Origin of the sequence: Vreelandella lutescens (assembly GCF_014640815.1) — a bacterium.
Classification (GTDB): Bacteria; Pseudomonadota; Gammaproteobacteria; order Pseudomonadales; family Halomonadaceae; genus Vreelandella; species Vreelandella lutescens.
In genome coordinates, this window is sequence record NZ_BMHM01000003.1 from 571,946 (window position 1) to 591,228 (window position 19,283).

At 55.8% G+C, this 19,283-nt stretch carries 16 protein-coding genes and 3 tRNA genes; 13 read left to right on the plus strand and 6 right to left on the minus strand.

Translation table 11 applies throughout. The features are described 5' to 3' along the window. Window positions 1-24: 24 nt before the first annotated feature. Window positions 25-327, plus strand: a complete 303-nt coding sequence (locus tag IEW65_RS10155; protein WP_188639353.1) for an MGMT family protein — start codon at window positions 25-27, stop codon at window positions 325-327. Window positions 328-438: 111 nt separating this feature from the next. Here the strand turns inward: IEW65_RS10155 and IEW65_RS10160 are convergent, their stop codons facing one another. Together IEW65_RS10160 and IEW65_RS10165 are read right to left on the minus strand one after the other, a co-directional pair. Beyond that, a complete protein-coding gene (locus tag IEW65_RS10160) occupies window positions 439-2,007 on the minus strand; it encodes a bifunctional GNAT family N-acetyltransferase/carbon-nitrogen hydrolase family protein (protein WP_188639354.1) in 1,569 nt (522 codons plus the stop codon). Window positions 2,008-2,050: 43 nt separating this feature from the next. Continuing rightward, window positions 2,051-2,968, minus strand: coding sequence for a DMT family transporter (locus IEW65_RS10165; protein ID WP_188639355.1), 918 nt, complete (start codon window positions 2,966-2,968; stop codon window positions 2,051-2,053). Between the two features lie 231 nt (window positions 2,969-3,199). On the opposite strand from IEW65_RS10165, the gene IEW65_RS10170 reads away from it, so the two are divergent. From IEW65_RS10170 to IEW65_RS10190, 5 genes are all read left to right on the plus strand, one after another. Next, window positions 3,200-5,221, plus strand: a complete 2,022-nt coding sequence (locus tag IEW65_RS10170; RefSeq protein ID WP_188639356.1) for an NADPH-dependent 2,4-dienoyl-CoA reductase — start codon at window positions 3,200-3,202, stop codon at window positions 5,219-5,221. 138 nt (window positions 5,222-5,359) lie between these two features. After that, entirely contained in the window at window positions 5,360-6,403 is a 1,044-nt protein-coding gene (locus IEW65_RS10175) for a threonine aldolase family protein (RefSeq protein WP_188639357.1), read from the plus strand. A 277-nt stretch (window positions 6,404-6,680) separates the two neighbouring features. Then, on the plus strand, window positions 6,681-8,603 hold the full coding sequence (locus IEW65_RS10180; RefSeq protein ID WP_188639358.1) for a PrkA family serine protein kinase: 1,923 nt from the start codon (window positions 6,681-6,683) through the stop codon (window positions 8,601-8,603). Between the two features lie 72 nt (window positions 8,604-8,675). Then, window positions 8,676-9,965, plus strand: coding sequence for a YeaH/YhbH family protein (locus IEW65_RS10185; protein WP_188639359.1), 1,290 nt, complete (start codon window positions 8,676-8,678; stop codon window positions 9,963-9,965). Between the two features lie 20 nt (window positions 9,966-9,985). Then, complete coding sequence (locus IEW65_RS10190; RefSeq protein WP_188639360.1) at window positions 9,986-11,551, plus strand: SpoVR family protein; 1,566 nt, start codon at window positions 9,986-9,988, stop codon at window positions 11,549-11,551. A 65-nt stretch (window positions 11,552-11,616) separates the two neighbouring features. Here the strand turns inward: IEW65_RS10190 and IEW65_RS10195 are convergent, their stop codons facing one another. Then, window positions 11,617-11,931 (minus strand): high-potential iron-sulfur protein, encoded by a 315-nt coding sequence (locus IEW65_RS10195; protein ID WP_188639361.1) that lies wholly within the window; start codon window positions 11,929-11,931, stop codon window positions 11,617-11,619. A 252-nt stretch (window positions 11,932-12,183) separates the two neighbouring features. On the opposite strand from IEW65_RS10195, the gene IEW65_RS10200 reads away from it, so the two are divergent. Together IEW65_RS10200 and IEW65_RS10205 are read left to right on the plus strand one after the other, a co-directional pair. Continuing rightward, window positions 12,184-12,459 (plus strand): Lrp/AsnC family transcriptional regulator, encoded by a 276-nt coding sequence (locus tag IEW65_RS10200; protein WP_009097150.1) that lies wholly within the window; start codon window positions 12,184-12,186, stop codon window positions 12,457-12,459. A 73-nt stretch (window positions 12,460-12,532) separates the two neighbouring features. Beyond that, entirely contained in the window at window positions 12,533-13,381 is an 849-nt protein-coding gene (locus tag IEW65_RS10205; protein WP_188639362.1) for a DNA/RNA non-specific endonuclease, read from the plus strand. A 301-nt stretch (window positions 13,382-13,682) separates the two neighbouring features. On the opposite strand, the gene IEW65_RS10210 is transcribed toward IEW65_RS10205, so the two are convergent. The 3 genes from IEW65_RS10210 to IEW65_RS10220 form a co-directional block, all read right to left on the minus strand. After that, window positions 13,683-13,769: transfer RNA gene (locus IEW65_RS10210), tRNA-Leu, on the minus strand. 48 nt (window positions 13,770-13,817) lie between these two features. Beyond that, window positions 13,818-13,904: transfer RNA gene (locus IEW65_RS10215), tRNA-Leu, on the minus strand. A 111-nt stretch (window positions 13,905-14,015) separates the two neighbouring features. Further along, window positions 14,016-14,102: transfer RNA gene (locus tag IEW65_RS10220), tRNA-Leu, on the minus strand. Between the two features lie 270 nt (window positions 14,103-14,372). On the opposite strand from IEW65_RS10220, the gene rnr reads away from it, so the two are divergent. From rnr to IEW65_RS10245, 5 genes are all read left to right on the plus strand, one after another. Next, window positions 14,373-16,757 carry a ribonuclease R gene (rnr, locus tag IEW65_RS10225; protein ID WP_188639363.1) on the plus strand — a complete coding sequence of 795 codons (2,385 nt, stop codon included), beginning with the start codon at window positions 14,373-14,375 and terminating at the stop codon, window positions 16,755-16,757. Window positions 16,758-16,759: 2 nt separating this feature from the next. Beyond that, window positions 16,760-17,557 carry a 23S rRNA (guanosine(2251)-2'-O)-methyltransferase RlmB gene (rlmB, locus tag IEW65_RS10230; RefSeq protein ID WP_188639364.1) on the plus strand — a complete coding sequence of 266 codons (798 nt, stop codon included), beginning with the start codon at window positions 16,760-16,762 and terminating at the stop codon, window positions 17,555-17,557. A gap of 211 nt (window positions 17,558-17,768) precedes the next feature. Next, on the plus strand, window positions 17,769-18,143 hold the full coding sequence (rpsF, locus tag IEW65_RS10235; protein ID WP_188639365.1) for a 30S ribosomal protein S6: 375 nt from the start codon (window positions 17,769-17,771) through the stop codon (window positions 18,141-18,143). Window positions 18,144-18,176: 33 nt separating this feature from the next. Next, window positions 18,177-18,404 (plus strand): 30S ribosomal protein S18, encoded by a 228-nt coding sequence (rpsR, locus tag IEW65_RS10240; RefSeq protein WP_009097135.1) that lies wholly within the window; start codon window positions 18,177-18,179, stop codon window positions 18,402-18,404. A gap of 12 nt (window positions 18,405-18,416) precedes the next feature. Continuing rightward, on the plus strand, window positions 18,417-19,268 hold the full coding sequence (locus IEW65_RS10245; RefSeq protein ID WP_188639366.1) for a hypothetical protein: 852 nt from the start codon (window positions 18,417-18,419) through the stop codon (window positions 19,266-19,268). The last annotated feature ends 15 nt before the right edge of the window (window positions 19,269-19,283 follow it).

Here is a 19,283-nt window from a genome sequence, read left to right on the forward strand (position 1 = left end):
ACGCCATAAGCCAACGAGGTTGTCATGCCACGTCCGGAACTGCTCGAACAGATTTACACCATTGTGGATCAGATTCCAGCCGGGCGGGTGACGACCTACGGGCGCATTGCCAAGATGACCGAAGGGGCAACGGCGCGCATGGTGGGGTCGGCCATGCGCCACTTACCCGATGGCCACCAGCTGCCCTGGCACCGCGTTATCGCGGCGTCACTAAAGCTGGCTGATCATGGCGGCGCGGCACGCCAGCACGAAAAGCTGCGCGCCGAAGGCGTAGCGTTTGATGCCAAAGGCAGAGTGCCGCGCCACCTTGTTTGGCCGGAGGAGTAGCTTTGTGGTGAGTGGTGATTTGTAAGTGGTGAAAAGTGAGTTGTGAATGGCAAAACGCCGCCCGGTGGGCGGCGTTTTTTATGCGCGGTGGTGTCGTCGGGCGACTGACCCTCAGTCTTCCTGCTTACCGCCGGACTTCCACGACCAGTCACGCCAGCGCAGATCGAAGAGATCTTTACGGCGGTCTTTGAGGTTGGTGACCGAGCCTTCGGCACGCACCACGGTGAGGCGGGTCAGGTCCAAATCAGAGAAGAATATCATCTCTGTGTTGGGCGTGGTTTCGGCCAGCACCGCATCGTGGGGGAAGGCGAAATCGGACGGCGTGAACACCGCTGATTGCGCGTACTGGATATCCAGGTTCTCGATGGAGGGCAGGTTGCCGACGCTGCCACAAATGACCACGTAGCACTCGTTTTCGATGGCGCGAGCCTGGGCGCAGTGGCGCACCCGCAGGTAGCCATTTTTGGTGTCGACCCAGAACGGTACGAAGAGAATATCCATATCCTGGTCGGCCAGCAGGCGGCCCAGCTCCGGGAACTCCACGTCGTAACAGATCAAAATGCCTACGCGGCCTGCGTCGGTATCAAACACCTGCAGATTATCGCCGCCCTCGATTACCCAGTCGCGGCGCTCTTGCGGGGTGATGTGTAGTTTCAGCTGTTTTTCTACTTCGCCATCACGGTGGAACAGATACGCCACGTTGTAGAGGCGATCATCGTCACCCACCTCGATCATCGAACCGCCGATGATGTTGATGTTGTAGGAGACCGCCATCCGCGACAATTCGCTCTTGAAGCGGTCGGTAAAGCCCGCCAAAAAGCGAATGGCGGCCGTCTGGTCTTTCTGAGCGGCGCGGTCTTGCAGGCCCATCAGCGGCGTGGTGAATAGCTCCGGGAAAACGGCGAAGTCGCTTTGGTAATCCGACAGCGCATCGACGAAGTACTCAATCTGCTGCAACGCCGCTTCTACTGAGGCGAACTCACGCATTTGCCACTGAACGGCACCGACACGCACCTGCGTCGGGCGGGTATCCAGCACGCTTTCAGCGGGCTCAAACAGGATGTTGTTCCACTCCAGCAGCGTGGCGTAGCCACGGGACTGCTCATCTTCCGGCAGGTACTTGCGCAGCAGACGCTTGACCTGGAAGTCGTTGGCGAGCTGGAACGACAAAATCGGGTCGTAAATCTCTTTACGGGACACTTTGTCGATATATTGCGCGGGGTTTAATTCATGGGCGTGCTGATGGTATTCAGGGATTCGCCCGCCCGCCAGAATGGCACGGAGGTTAAGCGAGCGGCACAGCTCTTTACGGGCTTCGTAAAGGCGGCGGCCCAGGCGGTAGCCGCGGTAGTCCGGGTGGATCAACACATCCAGCCCGTACATGGCGTCGCCTTCCTGATCGTTCAGGATAATTTCACGATGGCCAATCAGGTCGTCGTACTTATGCGGGTTGGAGAACTCGTCGTAATCCACCTGTACGGTGAGGGCAACACCGACCAGTACACCATCGTCTTCAATAGCAATTTGGCCTTCAGGAAACTCCTGGATCAGCTTATCGATGGTGTGCTTGGGCCAAGCGCCACCAATATCGTGATACACCGCGTCCATCAGCGATTTCAGCTGGCCGTAGTCGTCGCTGGTGAGGTTACGCAGATTAAGGTGCAGTTCTTCTAGGGACATAGGTCAGGGGTTCCCATTCATTGAATGAAGTTGGCCTATTGTATCATTGCTGTGCGCTGCGCGTTTTTCGAGCAGCGGCGGCGCGTACTAACGGGCGTGTCAGCGTTTGCGCCATCATGACACCGGCAAGGATTAACAGCCCGCCTATGAAGTGGAATCCCGATACCTGTTCACCCAGTAGCGCCATGGCAATCAGTGCACTAAACAGCGGCATCAGGTTGATAAAAATACTCGCCTGATTAGCGCCGATTTGGCGAACCGCTCGCATCCACAAGAACGTGGTAATGACGGAAGCAGGAATGCCCGCATACAGAATGAGCCAGATATTTTGCCCATCCACCGGCGTCATGGGGCCCATCAAGTAGGGCGGCAGCAGGAACAGCACGGCAAAGCAGACCTGTGCATAGAGCATCACCCATGGCGGCAGGTTCATCGACCAGCGCTTGAGCATCACGCCATAAAGCGCGTAGCAGGTAGCAGCAACGACCATAAGCGCATCGCCCTGGGCTACCTGTAATTGCAGCAGTGAAAGGGGGTTACCGCGGCCCAGTAGCACCGTCACGCCGATAAAGGCGAGCACGCCGCCCATCACACCGCCTAGCGTTGGGGGCTCTTTCAATATCAGCGCGCTTAACAGCACCGTTAGCAGCGGTACCATGGCCGCCAGAATGCCCATGTTGGTGGCGGTGGTGGTTTCAGCGGCGACATAAGCCAACCCCTGCCATAGCCCCATCCCTAATAGCCCGAGCAGAGCGAGTTTTGGCCAGTTACGCACGATCTCATCTTTGTGGCGCAGTACGGCCGGCAGCACAAAAGGCGTCATCACGACGAGGGCGAGCAGCCAGCGTAAAAACGCGATACTGCTAGGAGCGATGGCATCTACCGAAAGCTGGTTGATGGTCATATTGCCAGACCAAATCAGTACGGTGGCCAGCGGGGGTAAAAAGTAAATCAATGGCATAGCGCATTCCCTAAATTCAATCCCTTATCGTTAGCCGGTTAATGTGACGCGCTTTGCCGCCAGGGGCAAGGGGGAGAGTAGGCAAGATAACGGGCATCCGTTGGGCAAAAAGGCCTGGAAGAAGCGTGGTAAAAGTCTGTACGTAGCCAGCGCTATGTCATACGCTTGTTTGAATGTGAGTGGCAAGCCGTTGACTACCCGCCGTACTAATAACAGTGAAGGAGCGCCGTGATGCACCAAGCGCCAGCTTATCCGCACCTATTTCGTCCATTAACCGTGGGGCACTTAACGCTGCCTAACCGCGTATTGATGGGGTCCATGCACACCAATTTAGAGGAAGCGCCGAATGGCTTTGAGCGCTTGGCGGCGTTCTATGCAGAGCGGGCGCGTGCAGGGGTAAGCCTGATTGTGACGGGGGGTATTGCGCCGAATGCCGAAGGAGCGGTGTTTCAAGGTGCTAACGCGCTGACAGAGGCCTCACAAGTGGCGGAGCACCGCCACGTTGTCGATGCGGTACACGCTGAAGGTGGGCACCTATGCATGCAGATTTTGCACGCCGGGCGCTACGCTTACTCACCAGAGCTGGTGGCCCCTTCAGCGCTGCAAGCGCCTATCAACCCGTTCACGCCTCGGGCGCTTTCCAGCGAAGAGGTAGAGCAGCAAATTGCCGACTACGTTCGCTGCGCTACGCTCGCCCAGCAGGCAGGCTACGACGGCGTTGAGGTGATGGGTTCGGAAGGCTACTTGATCAACCAGTTTATCTGTCGCCGCACCAACCAGCGTGACGACGAGTGGGGTGGCGACTTTGAGCGGCGCATGCGTTTCCCCGTCGAGATCGTCAAGCGTATTCGCCAAGCGGTTGGCGAGCGTTTCCTGCTGATCTTCCGCCTGTCGATGATCGACTTAGTAGAAGAGGGCAGCTCCTGGGAAGAAGTCGTACAGCTGGGCCAGGCCATCGAAGCCGCTGGCGCGAACGTCATCAATACCGGCATTGGCTGGCACGAGGCGCGAGTGCCCACCATTGTCACCAGCGTGCCACGGGCGGCGTTTACCGAGGTCACCCGCCGCATCCGTGCGGCGCTGTCGATTCCTCTGATTACCACCAACCGTATCAATATGCCGGAGGTGGCCGAGCGCGTACTGGCCGAGGGCCATGCGGATATGGTGTCGATGGCGCGTCCGTTTTTGGCTGACCCGGAGTGGGTGCGTAAAGCCGAGGCGGGGTTGTCGGATGAAATTAATACCTGCATCGCCTGCAACCAAGCCTGCTTGGATCACACCTTTATGGGCAAACTGACCTCCTGCCTAGTCAACCCCCGTGCCTGCCACGAAACCGAGATTACCCTGGTGCCTGCGCAAACGCCTAAGCGGGTAGCGGTGGTAGGCGGTGGCCCGGCGGGGCTTGCCACGGCGGTAGCGGCGGCCAGCCGTGGGCACGCCGTGGTGCTCTTTGAGCGTCGCAGCGAGCTGGGTGGGCAGTTCAACTACGCCCGTAAAATCCCCGGCAAAGAGGAGTTTAACGAAACCCTGCGCTACTTCCGCGTCATGCTCGAAAAGCACGCGGTGGACGTGCGCTTAAACACCGAGGCCAGCGTAGACGCCCTGGCAGATTTTGACGAGATCGTGATTGCCACCGGTGTGATGCCTCGCGAGTTGGCGCTACCTGGGGCCGACCACCCCAGCGTGCTGAGCTATGCAGACGCCATTGAGCAGCCTGAGCGGGTAGGCAAGCGCGTGGCGGTGATTGGGGCAGGCGGCATTGGTTTTGATGTTTCGGAGCTGCTTTCCCACGAGGGGCACCCCGCCATGGATGTGGCCGCATGGTGCGATGAGTGGGGCGTGGATTTAGCCGTGGGCGAACGGGGCGGCCTAAAAGCGCCGTTGCCGCCTCGTTCACCGCGTAGCATTGTGATGCTGCAGCGAAAAAGCTCTAAGCCGGGCAAAAACCTGGGCAAAACCACCGGCTGGGTGCATCGCGCTTCGTTAAAGCAGCGCGGTGTAGAGACGCTCACCGGCTGCGAGTACGTGCGCATCGACGATGCGGGCCTGCACATTCGCCGCGAAGGGCAAGAGCAGGTGATTGAGGTGGACACCATCGTGGTGTGCGCGGGCCAAGAGTCAGTGCGCGACTTGATTGCTCCGCTGAGCCAAGCTCGCGGGCGTGTTCATGTGATTGGTGGCGCAGATGAAGCGGCCGAGCTGGATGCAAAGCGCGCCATTGATCAGGGCACTCGATTAGCAGCCTCGCTGTAATGCTTATGGGGCGTGACGTTAACGCTAAAATGGCGATAGACTGATGGATCACCCTAACCACTAAGCCACGTTAGGGATTTAAGGCGCGGGTGGCACCCAGCCTGCGCCGCACGACCGTCAGACAAAAGGATTATCGTCATGCCCTCGGAGTGTACCCCGCGATTTTTAGCCAGTGATAACACCTCCGGTATCTGTCCGGAGGCGATGCAGTACCTACTTGAAGCCAACCAGGCCGATGACCTCGCCTATGGCAATGACCGCTGGACCGCCCGCGCCGCCGATCGTTTTCGTGAAATGTTCGACTACGATTGCGACGTGTTCTTCGTGTTCAACGGCACTGCAGCCAACTCACTGGCCCTTTCCGCGATGGGGCGCAGCTACCACAGCGTGATTTGTCATGAGCTGGCGCATATCGAGACCGACGAGTGCGGTGGGCCGGAGTTTTTCTCCAACGGTGCCAAACTGCTGACCTCTCCAGGGGCGAACGGCAAACTAACGCCAAAAGGTATTGAGGCGCTGGTGACCAAGCGCAGCGATATTCACTACCCAAAACCGAAGGTGGTATCGCTGACCCAAGCCACTGAAGTGGGCACTGTTTACTCCCGAGAAGAGCTACTGGCCATTCGTGCCATGGCCGACAAACACGACTTGCGCCTGCATATGGACGGTGCGCGGTTTGCCAATGCCTGCGCTAGTCTCAAAGCCTCGCCTGCGGAGTTGACTTGGCAAGTGGGCGTCGATGCGCTGTGTTTCTCAGGCACTAAAAACGGTCTGGCATTTGGCGAGGCGATTCTATTTTTTAACCGCGAGCTTGCTGAAGACTTCTCCTACCGCTGTAAGCAGGCAGGGCAGCTGGCGTCCAAAATGCGCTATGTATCAGCGCCGTGGCTAGGCCTTTTGGAAAGCGGTGCTTGGTTAACCAATGCTGAACATGCTAACGCGATGGCACGCTATCTGTCGGAGGGGCTCCAAGCGCTGCCCGGCGTTTCGCTGATGTTCCCCACTCAAGCCAACAGCGTGTTCGTTGAATTGCCCCCACATGCGATCGAAGCGTTGAAAGCCAAAGGGTGGACCTTCTACACCTTTATCGGTGCCGGTGGAGCACGTTTTGTGTGCGCTTGGAACACTACCGTTGAATTGCTGGACCAGCTATTAGCGGATGTAAAAACGGTGCTTGAGTAGCCGCACCGCTGCCCAGGCAGATGCCGCTTTTATGATTGTAAAACGCCACCGCTTAGGTGGCGTTTTGCGTTGCACGCACGCCATAAATTCAACGCAACTAAACCTCTCCTCTTGTGCTCATAAGGGTATCTCAGCGGTTAGCGACGCTGCGTTGAAGGTTAAGTCATCACTTTTTGCTAATGCTGACTACGCTGATAGAGCGACACCTCGAATGGCACGCCGCTTCGATGATTTCACTGGGCGGTCGCTGCTGGGGGATGGGCCACAGGAGAGTTCCATGAGCATCTTTGATCACGTTCAAGACCGTTTTGCCCGCGTTCAGCAAGAGGACATGAGCCTTGAGGAGTACTTGGCGCTTTGTCGCCGCGATCCGAAGGTTTATGCCAGCGCCGCCGAGCGCATGCTGGAAGCGATAGGCGAGCCTGAAGTGATCGACACGGCGAAAGACCCGCGTCTATCACGCATTTTTTCAAATAAAGTCATTCGCCGTTATCCCGCCTTCGCCGAGTTTCATGGGATGGAAGAGGCCATCGAGCAAATTGTGGCGTACTTCCGTCATGCGGCCCAAGGGCTTGAAGAGCGCAAGCAGATTCTGTACTTGCTGGGGCCGGTAGGCGGCGGTAAATCGTCGTTGGCCGAGCGCTTAAAGCTGTTAATGGAGCGCATCCCGTTCTATGCCATTAAAGGCTCTCCGGTATATGAGTCTCCTTTAGGGCTTTTCTCGCCGGAAGAGGACGGCGAGCTATTGGAGCAAGAATTTGGCATTCCAGGGCGCTACCTACGCAGCGTGATGTCGCCCTGGGCGGCCAAGCGCTTAAAAGAGTACGGCGGCGATATTTCCCAGTTCCGGGTGGTGCGCCTCTACCCATCACGGCTGAATCAAATCGCTATCTCCAAAACCGAGCCGGGTGATGAGAATAACCAGGATATCTCCTCGCTAGTGGGTAAGGTGGATATCCGTCAGTTGGAGCTTTACTCCCAGGACGACCCGGATGCCTATAGCTTCTCAGGCGGGCTTTGCCGTGCCAACCAGGGGCTGATGGAGTTCGTGGAGATGTTTAAGGCACCTATCAAGGTGCTCCATCCGTTGCTAACCGCTACTCAAGAGGGCAACTACAACCCCACAGAAGGCATGGGGGCGATTCCCTTTGATGGCGTCATTCTGGCCCACTCCAACGAATCTGAATGGCAGGCGTTCCGTAATAACCGCAATAACGAGGCGTTTTTAGACCGTGTCTATATCGTCAAGGTGCCTTACTGCTTGCGGGTGTCAGAAGAGATCAAAATCTATCAAAAGCTGTTAGAAGATTCCTCGCTCAATGCGGCCCCTTGTGCACCGGATACGCTGCGCATGCTGGCCCAGTTCTCAGTACTATCGCGGCTCAAAGTGCCCGAGAACTCTAATATCTACTCTAAGATGCGTGTGTACGACGGCGAGAACTTAAAAGACACCGACCCACGTGCTAAGTCGATTCAAGAGTACCGCGACGCGGCGGGCGTAGATGAAGGTATGCAGGGGCTTTCTACTCGCTTTGCGTTCAAAATTCTCTCGAAGGTGTTCAACTTCGACAGTACTGAAGTCGCGGCGAACCCGGTTCACTTGCTGTACGTGCTAGAGCAGGCGCTGGAGCGCGAGCAATTGCCCTCGGAAGTGTTCGAGCGCTATCTCGGTTTTATCAAAGAGTTCATGGCCCCGCGCTACGTGGACTTTATCGGCAAGGAGATCCAAACCGCTTATCTGGAGTCCTACAGCGAGTATGGTCAGAATATTTTCGACCGCTACGTCACCTACGCCGACTTTTGGATTCAGGATCAAGAGTACCGCGACCCCGAAACCGGCGAGCTGCTTAACCGCCAGTCGCTGAACGAGGAGCTTGAGAAGATTGAGAAGCCGGCAGGGATCTCCAACCCGAAAGACTTCCGTCATGAGGTGGTGAACTTTGTGCTGCGGGCGCGGGCACAAAACAACGGTATGAACCCCAGTTGGCAGTCTTATGAGAAGTTAAAAGGGGTCATTGAGCACAAGATGTTTGCCAACACCGAAGAGCTGTTGCCGGTGATCTCCTTTAATGCCAAGGCGTCAAAATCGGATCAGAAAAAGCACGAGGACTTCGTGGCGCGCATGGTAGATCGTGGCTATACCGAAAAACAGGTGCGGCTGCTGTCTGAGTGGTACCTGCGCGTACGTAAGTCACAATAGCGGGCTGCCGTTAGGGCCGTACACGAAGGCGCTGAAGCCAAGCGCTTAAGATCGGGGTGTTAAGGAGGTCGAATGACCTACTTTATTGATCGCAGACCTAACGCTAAGCATAAAAGCGCGGTCAATCGGCAGCGCTTTCTAGAGCGTTATCGCAAGCATATCAAGCGCTCGGTGGAGGAGGCGGTGAACCGCCGCTCCATCACCGATATGGAGCGAGGCGAGAAAATATCGATTCCCGCCAAAGATATTTCTGAGCCAGTGTTTCAGCACGGGCAGGGAGGGGCACGCAATATCGTCTCACCGGGGAATAAGGAGTTTCTTCAGGGCGATAAAATTCGCCGCCCTGGCGGTCAAGGCGGTGGCGGTGGTGCCGGGGAGGGCGGCGCATCTAATCAGGGTGAAGGCAGCGATGAGTTTGCGTTTACCCTTAGCCGCGAAGAATTTTTGGAGTTTGTGTTTGACGGCTTAGAGCTGCCCCACTTGCAGCGCAAGCCGCTCAAATCGCTTGAAGAGATCAAAATGGTGCGGGCTGGGCTTGCGCGAGATGGCGTTCCTTCGCGCATTAGTATTACCCGCTCGATGCGCGAAGCCTACGCACGGCGCATTGCCATGCGTGCGCCGATTAAACGCGCGCTGAAAGAGGCCCAGGAAGCATTAGCAGCGGAGGAGCGCAAAGACCCTGTGTTGCGCAATCCTGCGCGTATCGTAGAGCTGAAAGCGGAGATAGAACGGCTGGAGAAACGCATCGAGGCGGTGCCGTTTATTGATACCTACGACCTGCGCTACCACCAGCTGGCGGCTCAGCCGCAGCCGTCGAGCCAAGCCGTCATGTTCTGCGTTATGGACGTGTCCGGCTCCATGACACAAAATCATAAAGATATCGCCAAACGCTTCTTTTTACTGCTCTATCTCTTTTTAGAGAAGCACTACGAGAAGGTTGAACTGGTGTTTGTGCGCCACCACACCGCCGCTCGAGAGGTGAATGAAGAGGAGTTTTTCTACTCCCGAGAAACCGGCGGCACCATCGTCTCCAGCGCGCTGAATTTGGTCAATAAGATCATTGAAAAACGCTACCCCGCCGGTCAGTGGAATCTCTACGTGGCCCAGGCATCCGATGGGGACAATTGGGACGATGACTCCAATATCTGCCGCGATTTGCTGGTCAAACAGCTGATGCCTCAATTGCAGTACTACGCCTACGTGGAAATCACCCCCCACGACCATCAGTCGCTATGGCATGAATACGAAACCGTGGCTGCGCAGTTTCCCGAACGGTTTGCCATGCGCCAGATTGTCGATGCCGGAGATATCTACCCTGTCTTTCGTGAGCTATTTAAGCGCCGCTTGAGCCAAGAGCGGTAGTGCGAGTTGAGGAGTGCGCCATGAGTGTAACCCGCAAGCCCATCGCCACTGGGTCGGACTGGAATTTCAGCGTGTTGGAGCGCTTCGATGAAGAACTCGCTAGGCTTGCCGATGAGTATCGGCTGGATACTTACCCCAATCAAATCGAGGTCATCACCACCGAACAGATGATGGATGCCTATGCGAGTGTCGGCATGCCGGTGGGCTATCATCACTGGTCGTTTGGAAAGCAGTTTCTAGCGGTGGAGCAGGCCTATAAGCGTGGGCAAATGGGGCTCGCCTATGAGCTGGTGATCAACTCCAACCCCTGCATCGCCTACCTGATGGAAGAGAACACCTTGATGATGCAGGTGCTGGTGATTGCCCACGCCTGCTATGGCCATAACTCCTTTTTTAAAGGCAACTACCTATTTCGTGCCTGGACCGACGCCGAATCTATCGTCGATTATCTGGTGTTTGCCCGCAAATACATTGCCCAGTGCGAAGAGCGCCACGGTGTACACGCGGTTGAGCAACTGCTGGATGCTTGCCACGCACTGCAGAACTACGGCGTTGACCGCTACAAGCGGCCATCACCTATTTCGGCAGAGGAGGAGGCCAAACGTCAGGATGAACGCGAGGCCTATCTGCAAACACAGGTGAATATGCTGTGGCGAACTATTCCCGAACCGCCTGCGGGTATGGCCCCCTTGCCGGGAAGCTTACACAGCGATGACGATCCGTTAGGACTGCATAGCGGCGGTCTCTACCCTTCTGAGCCACAGGAAAACCTGCTTTACTTTATCGAAAAAAATGCCCCGCTTTTGGCTCCCTGGCAGCGGGAAATTGTGCGCATCGTGCGCAAGCTGGCGCAGTACTTCTACCCGCAGCGACAAACTCAGGTGATGAACGAGGGGTGGGCGTGCTTTTGGCACTACACGCTAATGAACCGGCTGTACGATGAAGGCAAGGTCGATGAGGGCCTGATGCTGGAGTTTTTGCAGTCGCATGCGGCGGTGATTAACCAGCCGGGGTTTGATAGCCCTTATTACAGCGGCCTTAACCCTTATGCGTTGGGGTTTGCCATCTTTATGGATATCAAGCGTATATGTGAAACACCCACCCAGGAAGACCGGGAGTGGTTCCCCGATATTGCAGGCAGCCCCTGGCGGGAGACGCTTGAATTTGCGATGCGCAACTTCAAGGATGAATCCTTCATACAGCAGTTTTTATCCCCCAAGGTCATTCGTGACTTGAAGCTGTTTTTGATCGTTGATGATGACCAATCAGAGATGCTGGAAGTGGCTGCGATTCACGATGAACGTGGTTACAAGCGAGTACGGGAAGCGCTTTCAAGCCAGTATGCGCTGTCAGTGCGAGAGCCGAATATTCAGGTGGTGGAAGCCGCCATTCGTGGCGACCGCTCATTAACCCTGCATCATATTCAGGACCATCGTCGGCCATTGGGCAGAAGTGTCTACCCGGTGATTCGCCACCTACAGCAGCTATGGGGCTTTCCTGTGCATCTCGTTTCCATGGAGGAAGGGAAGGTAACGCGCCGCTACCATTGGCCGGTGGAAGAGGACAGTAAAGAGGTTAAACCGTAGCGCTAAAAAACGATGACCCCGCGCCGTGCGCGGGGTCATCGTGATGGCGTTCGCTTAACCGCTGCTTACGCTTTGGCAGTCCATGACTGGCACCAGCCATCGGGCTCTACGCTGTTTTCCGGGAAGAGCTGGCAGCCTTCGTTGTCTGCATTGAAGAACATGCAGTTAGAGCAGAGTTCGCCCTCTTCATAGGCGGGGTGGTCGCTGGCGTCGCTGGCTACTTCAACGTAGTTTAGCGCCTGAGCGGTAGGTGAGGACGGGTCTAGACGAGGCAGCTCCTGGGCAAAAGCAGTTTTCGACAGGATTCCAGCACCAAACGGCAGGGCAGCGAGGCCTAGCACGCTGTTACGCATGAACTTACGACGGCTTTGATTAGCCATGGTGTCTCCTTATCGTCACGGTCTGACGTTTTGCTACGGTGATTGGGTGGTGGGCCACCTCTTAATACTTCGACAAAGCTCATAAGTCGAAGGTCTCTGGTACATGCTAGCGCATGCTCAAAATTAGTGCGAATAACCTTATAAATAGCGCGACAATTAGCCACGCTCGCTGGCAGCGCTTGGCCGCCACCAGCAGGCTGCTATACTCGCCCCTTAGCGTGATATCCACACACCATGATCCATGAGGGCGCCATGCAAAACGCAGTGATCTTGATTAACACCGAAAAAGGCCAAGTAAAAGCCGTCGCTGAGCGCTTAGCGGATGTCGAAGGCATTAGCGAAGTGTACTCCACCTGTGGCCGTTACGATTTAGTCGCCATTGCCCGTACACGCGACTTTGAAAGCTTGGCTGAGCTCGTCACCGAGCGCCTAAATGCCGTCGAAGGAATCAGCGATACCGAAACGCTTAACGCGATGCAGGTTCACTCCCGCCATGATTTAGAAACGATGTTTTCAGTGGGTTGGTAATTCTCGCCATCTCTTAAAAAGCGAGTGATTGAGTAACGTTTGTAGGGGAGTGACTTCGTTGGGGAAATCGTTTATGCGCTGGCGTCGCCAAGGGCGACGTCTGGGCATCGCTGTGCTGTTTGTGATTGTGGGTACCGGGTTGTGGGAGTTCCAAGGTCGCCAGCATCAAGACGCCTATACGTGGCAAGGCGTGCCCACCTGGGAGGCGTTTCGCCCCACTACGTTCCATCGCGTGTTAAGTAATGATGGGTTTTTAGTGGGATGGTCCGATGTTCGCGTTGGCGCGCTGTGGGTAAGCTATCAAGTAGAAGCCGTGCCGGACGGTACTCGTATCGGTGGTCGGCCTAATTTTAGAGCTGACTGGCGCACACTTTGGCCGGTGGGAACCGACAGTTACTCAGGAAGCGGCTATGACCGCGGACATTTGGCTCCCAATTACGCCATTGCTGCAGTGCATGGGCGCAGTGCGCAAATCGACACCTTTTTGATGAGCAATATGGCCCCGCAGCGGCCTAACTTAAATCGTCAGCTGTGGCAGCGGTTAGAAGAGTCGGTGATGGATCACTTTGCGCCTCGCTTTGAGCGTCTACAGGTGATCACCGGCCCCATTTACCCCGAACGCTTTATGGATAACGTATTTAACCGCGTGGGCTTTGTAGAAGTGCCTGAAGCATTCTATAAAATTATCGTTGCACCTCACGATGATGTTCCTTTAGCGCTAGCGTTTATCATGCCCCAAGACGTTAGGGGTAATGAGCCTCTGGATGATTACTTAGTAACGATTGATGACATCGAAGCGCGCACCGGGCTCAACTTCTTTCCTGATCTCACCCCCACCATGGAAGCCGTGTTAGAGGGTGAGCTGCGAACACAGGGGTGGGCGCTGGAGGAGATTGCTCGTCGCCCAGGGCGCTATCAATAGTTATTACAGTGGAGACACGCAGCTAAGCGTTGCGTAAGACCGGCAGCGGGCGAAAGGGTATATGTCGTTCGCTGCCTTTAATAGGTGTGTTCGGAAATAGACAGCGGATGATAGAAGCGCAGGTAAGAGCGCTGATCAAAGGATGAATCCAACAGTCACAGCGTCAACTCGAGAGGTGAGAGCGGAAAGAGAAAACAAAAAAATCGCCATACAGATGAATATCTGGGCGAGGGATAAATTAAATGAGACACAGAGAAGATAAGTATAGAGAAGATAAGAGTGATGCGGACGGGACCAAAAATGGTGCCCAGGAGAGGACTTGAACCTCCACGTCCATACGGACACTAGCACCTGAAGCTAGCGCGTCTACCAATTCCGCCACCTGGGCGCATCATCTTTTATGTCTTACTTTTGCAGTACATTGTTTGTATTCGTATGGTGCCCAGGAGAGGACTTGAACCTCCACGTCCATACGGACACTAGCACCTGAAGCTAGCGCGTCTACCAATTCCGCCACCTGGGCGAATACAAACTACAGTTACTGCTTTTACATACTACTACATAATACAGCTTTCGCTGCTTGCTTGCCGCTGCACCGTATAACGTCATGAAAAGGGGGTAACATAACGTTATTTGGTGCCCAGAAGAGGACTTGAACCTCCACGTCCATACGGACACTAGCACCTGAAGCTAGCGCGTCTACCAATTCCGCCATCTGGGCAAGTGGCGCGTATGATACCGAGGTCGTGGTTAAATACAAGCCCTGAGGCGCTTTTTTTAACACTGAATTCATATTAATGCAGTGTTAGGTGGTTGGGTGATTGAACGGGCAGCGCTATACTGCGCCCATGACCAAACAAAATATGACACGCTTCAGCTTATTAGCAGCTGACACCGACGCTAGCGCCGTCGACATTAACACCCGCCCGCAGCGTACAGCGCCTGCGCTAACTGTCCGCCTCCCGCAAACGCAATCAAGGATGTTGATCGCATGAAGTATTGGACGTTGAGTGATGATCCGCACGCCGAGCGCGAGGCGCAAAAGTATGATAATCCTGCGCCCAGCCGCGAATACTTATTGGCTGCCTTAGAAAGCTATGGTAAGCCGATTACCCATGAAAACATGAGCCGTATGCTGGGCATTGAAGATGAAGACCATCTTGAAGCCGTGCGTCGGCGTATGGCGGCAATGGAGCGTGATGGCCAGGTGCTACGCGACCGCCGCGGTGCTTACGCCCTCATCGACAAGCTCGATTTGATCAAAGGTAAAGTGCTGGGGCATCGGGATGGCTTTGGCTTTGTGCTCCGTGACGATGGGAAAAAACCTGACCTCGTGCTTCCGCCGCGCCAAATGCGCCGTGTGTTCCATGGCGACCATGTGCTGGTGCGCGTGAGTGGGCGTGACCGCCGTGGCCGCGATGAGGCGACCATTGCCGATGTGATTGCGCGTAATACGCAAACGATTGTAGGCGTCTATCGCAGTAATACACCGGAATTTGGGGTGCTGATTCCTGAGAATCCGCGCATTACCCAAGAAGTGATTATTCCCCATACTGTGAGCGCCGGTGCTAAAGATGGTCAGGTCATTTCGGCCAAGATCGTTCAGCAGCCTGCGACCCGTGTGCAGCCGGTAGGCGAAGTCATCGAAGTGCTGGGTGAGCGTATGGACCCCGGTATGGAAATCGATATTGCCATTCGCAGCTACGATATCCCGGCAGAATTCCCGCCGGAGGTGTTTGACCAGACCAGCGAGATTTCCGCTGAGGTACTGGAAGAGGATAAAAAACATCGCGTTGATCTGCGTGATATACCGCTGGTCACTATTGACGATGAGTCTGCCAAAGACTTTGACGACGCGGTATGTGCCTGGAAAACTAAATCTGGCAGCTGGAAGCTACTGGTTGCGATTGCAGATGTGTCGCACTATGTGCGCCCAGGCACCGCGCTGGATGATGAAGCACGCACACGGGGTAACTCAGTCTATTTCCCCGGCCAAGTGGTGCCGATGCTGCCTGAGTTACTCTCTAACGGCCTGTGTTCATTAAATCCGCATGTCGATCGCTTGGTGATGGTGTGTGAGATGAACATCTCCAAAACCGGTGCGATTAGCCGTTATTCGTTCTACGAAGCCGTCATGAATTCTCACGCCCGCCTGACGTATAACAAGGTGGCAGCGATGTTGGACGGCGAAAGCGAAGAGGGCGAAGCGCTGCGTCGTGAGCATGCCGAGCTAGTCAAGCCGCTGCAAAATCTGCATGAGCTTTACGGCCTGCTGCGCGCCGCTCGTGAAGAGCGCGGCGCGATCGATTTTGATACCACTGAGACGGCGATCATCTTTAACGATGAGCGTAAAATCGAGAAAATCGTACCGCGCACGCGCAACGACGCCCACAAGCTTATTGAAGAGTGCATGTTGGCGGCGAACGTGGCGACAGCACGCTTCTTAGACAAGCACGATTTGCCGGCGCTATACCGTATTCACGAGCGGCCTACGCCTGAGCGACTAGACAAGCTGCGCCTATTCCTCAGCGAACTGGGACTTTCTGTGGGTGGGGGCGATATGCCAACGCCGCAGGATTATCAGGCCTTACGTGAAGCCATTATTGACCGTCCAGATGCTGATATTATCCAGACCGTCATGCTGCGTTCAATGAATCAGGCCGTCTATTCGCCGCAGAATGAAGGTCACTTTGGTTTGGCCTACCAGGCGTATGCGCACTTTACGTCGCCTATTCGTCGCTACCCTGACCTGCTGGTACACCGTGCGATTCGCTCCGTTATTCGTGGCCCTCGCCAGACCAATACGGTGGTTCGTGTAGAAGGTGCTCCGGTCGAGCCGCCAAGCAAATGGTGTCCGTACACCTTCGAGCAAATGCTGGAGCTGGGCGAGCACTGCTCAATGACCGAGCGCCGGGCCGATGAAGCGACGCGTGATGTCGAGAGCTGGCTCAAGTGTGAGTTTATGTCTGACAAGCTGGGCGAAACCTTCGACGGTACTATTGCCTCGGTGACTCAGTTTGGCCTGTTTGTGCGTCTCGACGACTTTTATGTGGAAGGCTTGGTTCACGTCACTTCGCTGCCGTCGGACTACTACCACTATGAAGCCGAGAAGCACCGCCTGAAAGGGGAGCGCACAGGAGCAACGTATCGCCTGGGTGACGGCCTCACGGTTCAAGTGGCGCGGGTGGATATGGATGACCGTAAGATCGACTTTGGTCTCACCGATGATAAGCCGCGCCCTCGTCGCCAGCCGCGCAAGCGCCGTGGTGAAAGCGGTGGTCCGAAAGCTGCCGCAGCAACGGATAACGCGCCTACGCGTCGTGGCCCGCGCCGCACTCGTAACGGCCCGCGTAAACCATCAGCGAAAAAGGGTTAAGCATGAAATCGTCGTCGTCTCGACGTCAGCCACGTACGGCCATCCGCACACCGGATGGCCTGGATCAGGTGTACGGTATTCACGCCTTGGAGAGCCTGCTTGAACGTGGTGAAGCTCCTCGTGAGCTATGGGTTCAGCAAGGTGCTGGTAGCCGCTTAAAGGAAGTGGTCGCCAACGCCCAAGCCATTGGCGCGCGCGTGAAAGAGCAGTCTCGTGATGTGCTGGATCAGCTGACGCAAGGGGCTGCCCATCAGGGGGTGGTGGCGTTTTGCTCGCCGTTAACACCAGAAGGCGAAGAGTCGCTTTGGCTTAAGCTACGCGCCTGGCAAGCACCCACACCGCCGCTACTGCTCGTGCTTGACGGTGTGACCGATGTGCATAACTTCGGTGCCTGCCTGCGAAGTGCCGATGCGGCAGGGGCGCATGGCGTGATTGTGGCAAAAGATAAAGCGGCGCCGCTAAACGCAACGGTCAGAAAAGTCGCCTGTGGGGCAGCAGAAGTGGTGCCGGTGTATCAGGTCACTAATCTGTCGCGCACCTTGGCAAAGCTCAAAGATGCGGGCGTTTGGATTACCGGCACGGCGGGTGAGGCAGAGGCCAGCGTGTTCGAGATTGATATGACTGGCCCCACCGCGCTGGTAATGGGAGCGGAAGGGAAGGGCATGCGCCGGCTGACCCGTGAAGCCTGCGATAATCTTGCTAAGTTGCCGATGGCCGGGCAGGTATCGAGCCTTAACGTATCGGTGGCCACCGGCATTTGCCTGTTTGAGGCCGTTCGGCAGCGACAGCTTGCAAGTTAGCTGCCAGCCCACTAGAATGCTTGCGCCCGTTTATTCATAAGCGGGCGCTCGTATTGGTATATAACTTGTACGATTAACAGTTCTGCTTGATGCGCTATCTCGGCTGTTCGCGGCCAAGAAAGGGCATTTCAGTTAACTCCTTGCTTCCCTGTCGTAGTTAAGGCATTTGCCTCAACGCACACCGGAAGCTGTCAAACCGCAAGGAGATTCCATGCGTCATTATGAAATCGTGTTTATGGTCCACCCGGATCAGAGCGAGCAAGTGCCGGCAATGGTCGAGCGCTACACCAGCATCGTTACTGAGAACGCTGGCACTGTGCATCGCCTTGAAGATTGGGGCCGTCGTCACCTGGCTTACCCGATCAACAAGATCCACAAAGCCCACTACGTGCTGATGAACGTTGAGTGCACCGGCGAGACTCTCGAAGAAATCGAGAACATCTTCCGTTTCAACGACGCCATCATCCGCAGCCTGGTTGTTCGCTGCAAAGAAGCGATCACTGAAGCTTCTCCGATGATGAAGCCGGCAGAAGAAAAGCGTCCGCGTCGCGAAGAAAAGCCGCGCGAAGCTGAAGAAACTGCCTGATTTTATCCACCGCACGTTTTAAGGAGCTAGTCCATGGCACGTTTTTTCCGTCGCCGTAAGTTTTGCCGCTTCACCGCTGAAGGCGTCAAGCAGATCGACTATAAAGATCTCGACACGCTGAAGGCTTACATCACCGAAACCGGCAAGATCGTTCCGAGCCGCATCACCGGCACCAAAGCACGCTATCAGCGTCAGCTGGCGACCGCTATCAAGCGTTCACGCTACCTGGCACTGCTGCCCTACTCCGATAGCCACCAGTAAGCGTTTAACGTGATGCTGGCACTAGCAAGATGGTTGATGCGCAGCACGCCCTACGCCGCAGGCGGGGCAGCGTTAGCAGCGCTAGTGCCCTGGCTGTTTTGGCTAGGTGCTGCCATCGCGGCGCTCGTAACCCTGCGTAAAGGCTTTGCCCCCGCGCTACCGGTTATTATCGCCGCCGCACTACCAGCAGGTTTTTGGTGGGCGCAAGGTGACGTTATTCCGCTATCTAGCGTACTGCTAGTGACGCTGATGGCTGTCATTTTGCGTGAGCGGATGCGTTGGAGTGAAGCGTTGATTGTAGGCACGTTAGTGGCTGCTGCAATGGTTCAGCTCGGCATCTTCAGCCCACCGGGTGGGACACAGCTAATGCTGGAGCAACTGCGGGAAAGCTCAGTTGAGATTGACCGCATGCTCACGGAGTTTGCTAATCAAGGCGTCGATACGGCCAGCCTAGCCGCCATTGTTATTGGTGGCGTGACGGGGCTGGTAGTGTTGTTAGCGGCCATTGCCTGTTTGGCGCTAGCACGTAGCTGGCAGGCTGGGCTTTATAACCCAGGCGGCTTTCGTGACGAATTCCATGCCCTGCGTTTAACACCTAAAGAGCTCGCTGTTCTAGTGGTGCTTGGGGTGGCAGGGATGGCGCTTGGTGCGCAGGCGCTGGCCATGCTTAGTTGGATCCCGCTGCTGATAGCCGGTATTGCGTTAGTGCATGGGTTTATTGGAATTAAGGGGATGAACGGGCTGTGGTTGGTGGCATTTTATGTGCTTCTGATCACGACCTGGCCCACGATTCTCATTGTGCTGCTGTTGGGGCTGATTGATACATTCGCGAACGTTCGCGCACGCCTTGCCCGCAGCAACTGACAAGAGGTTTACGAG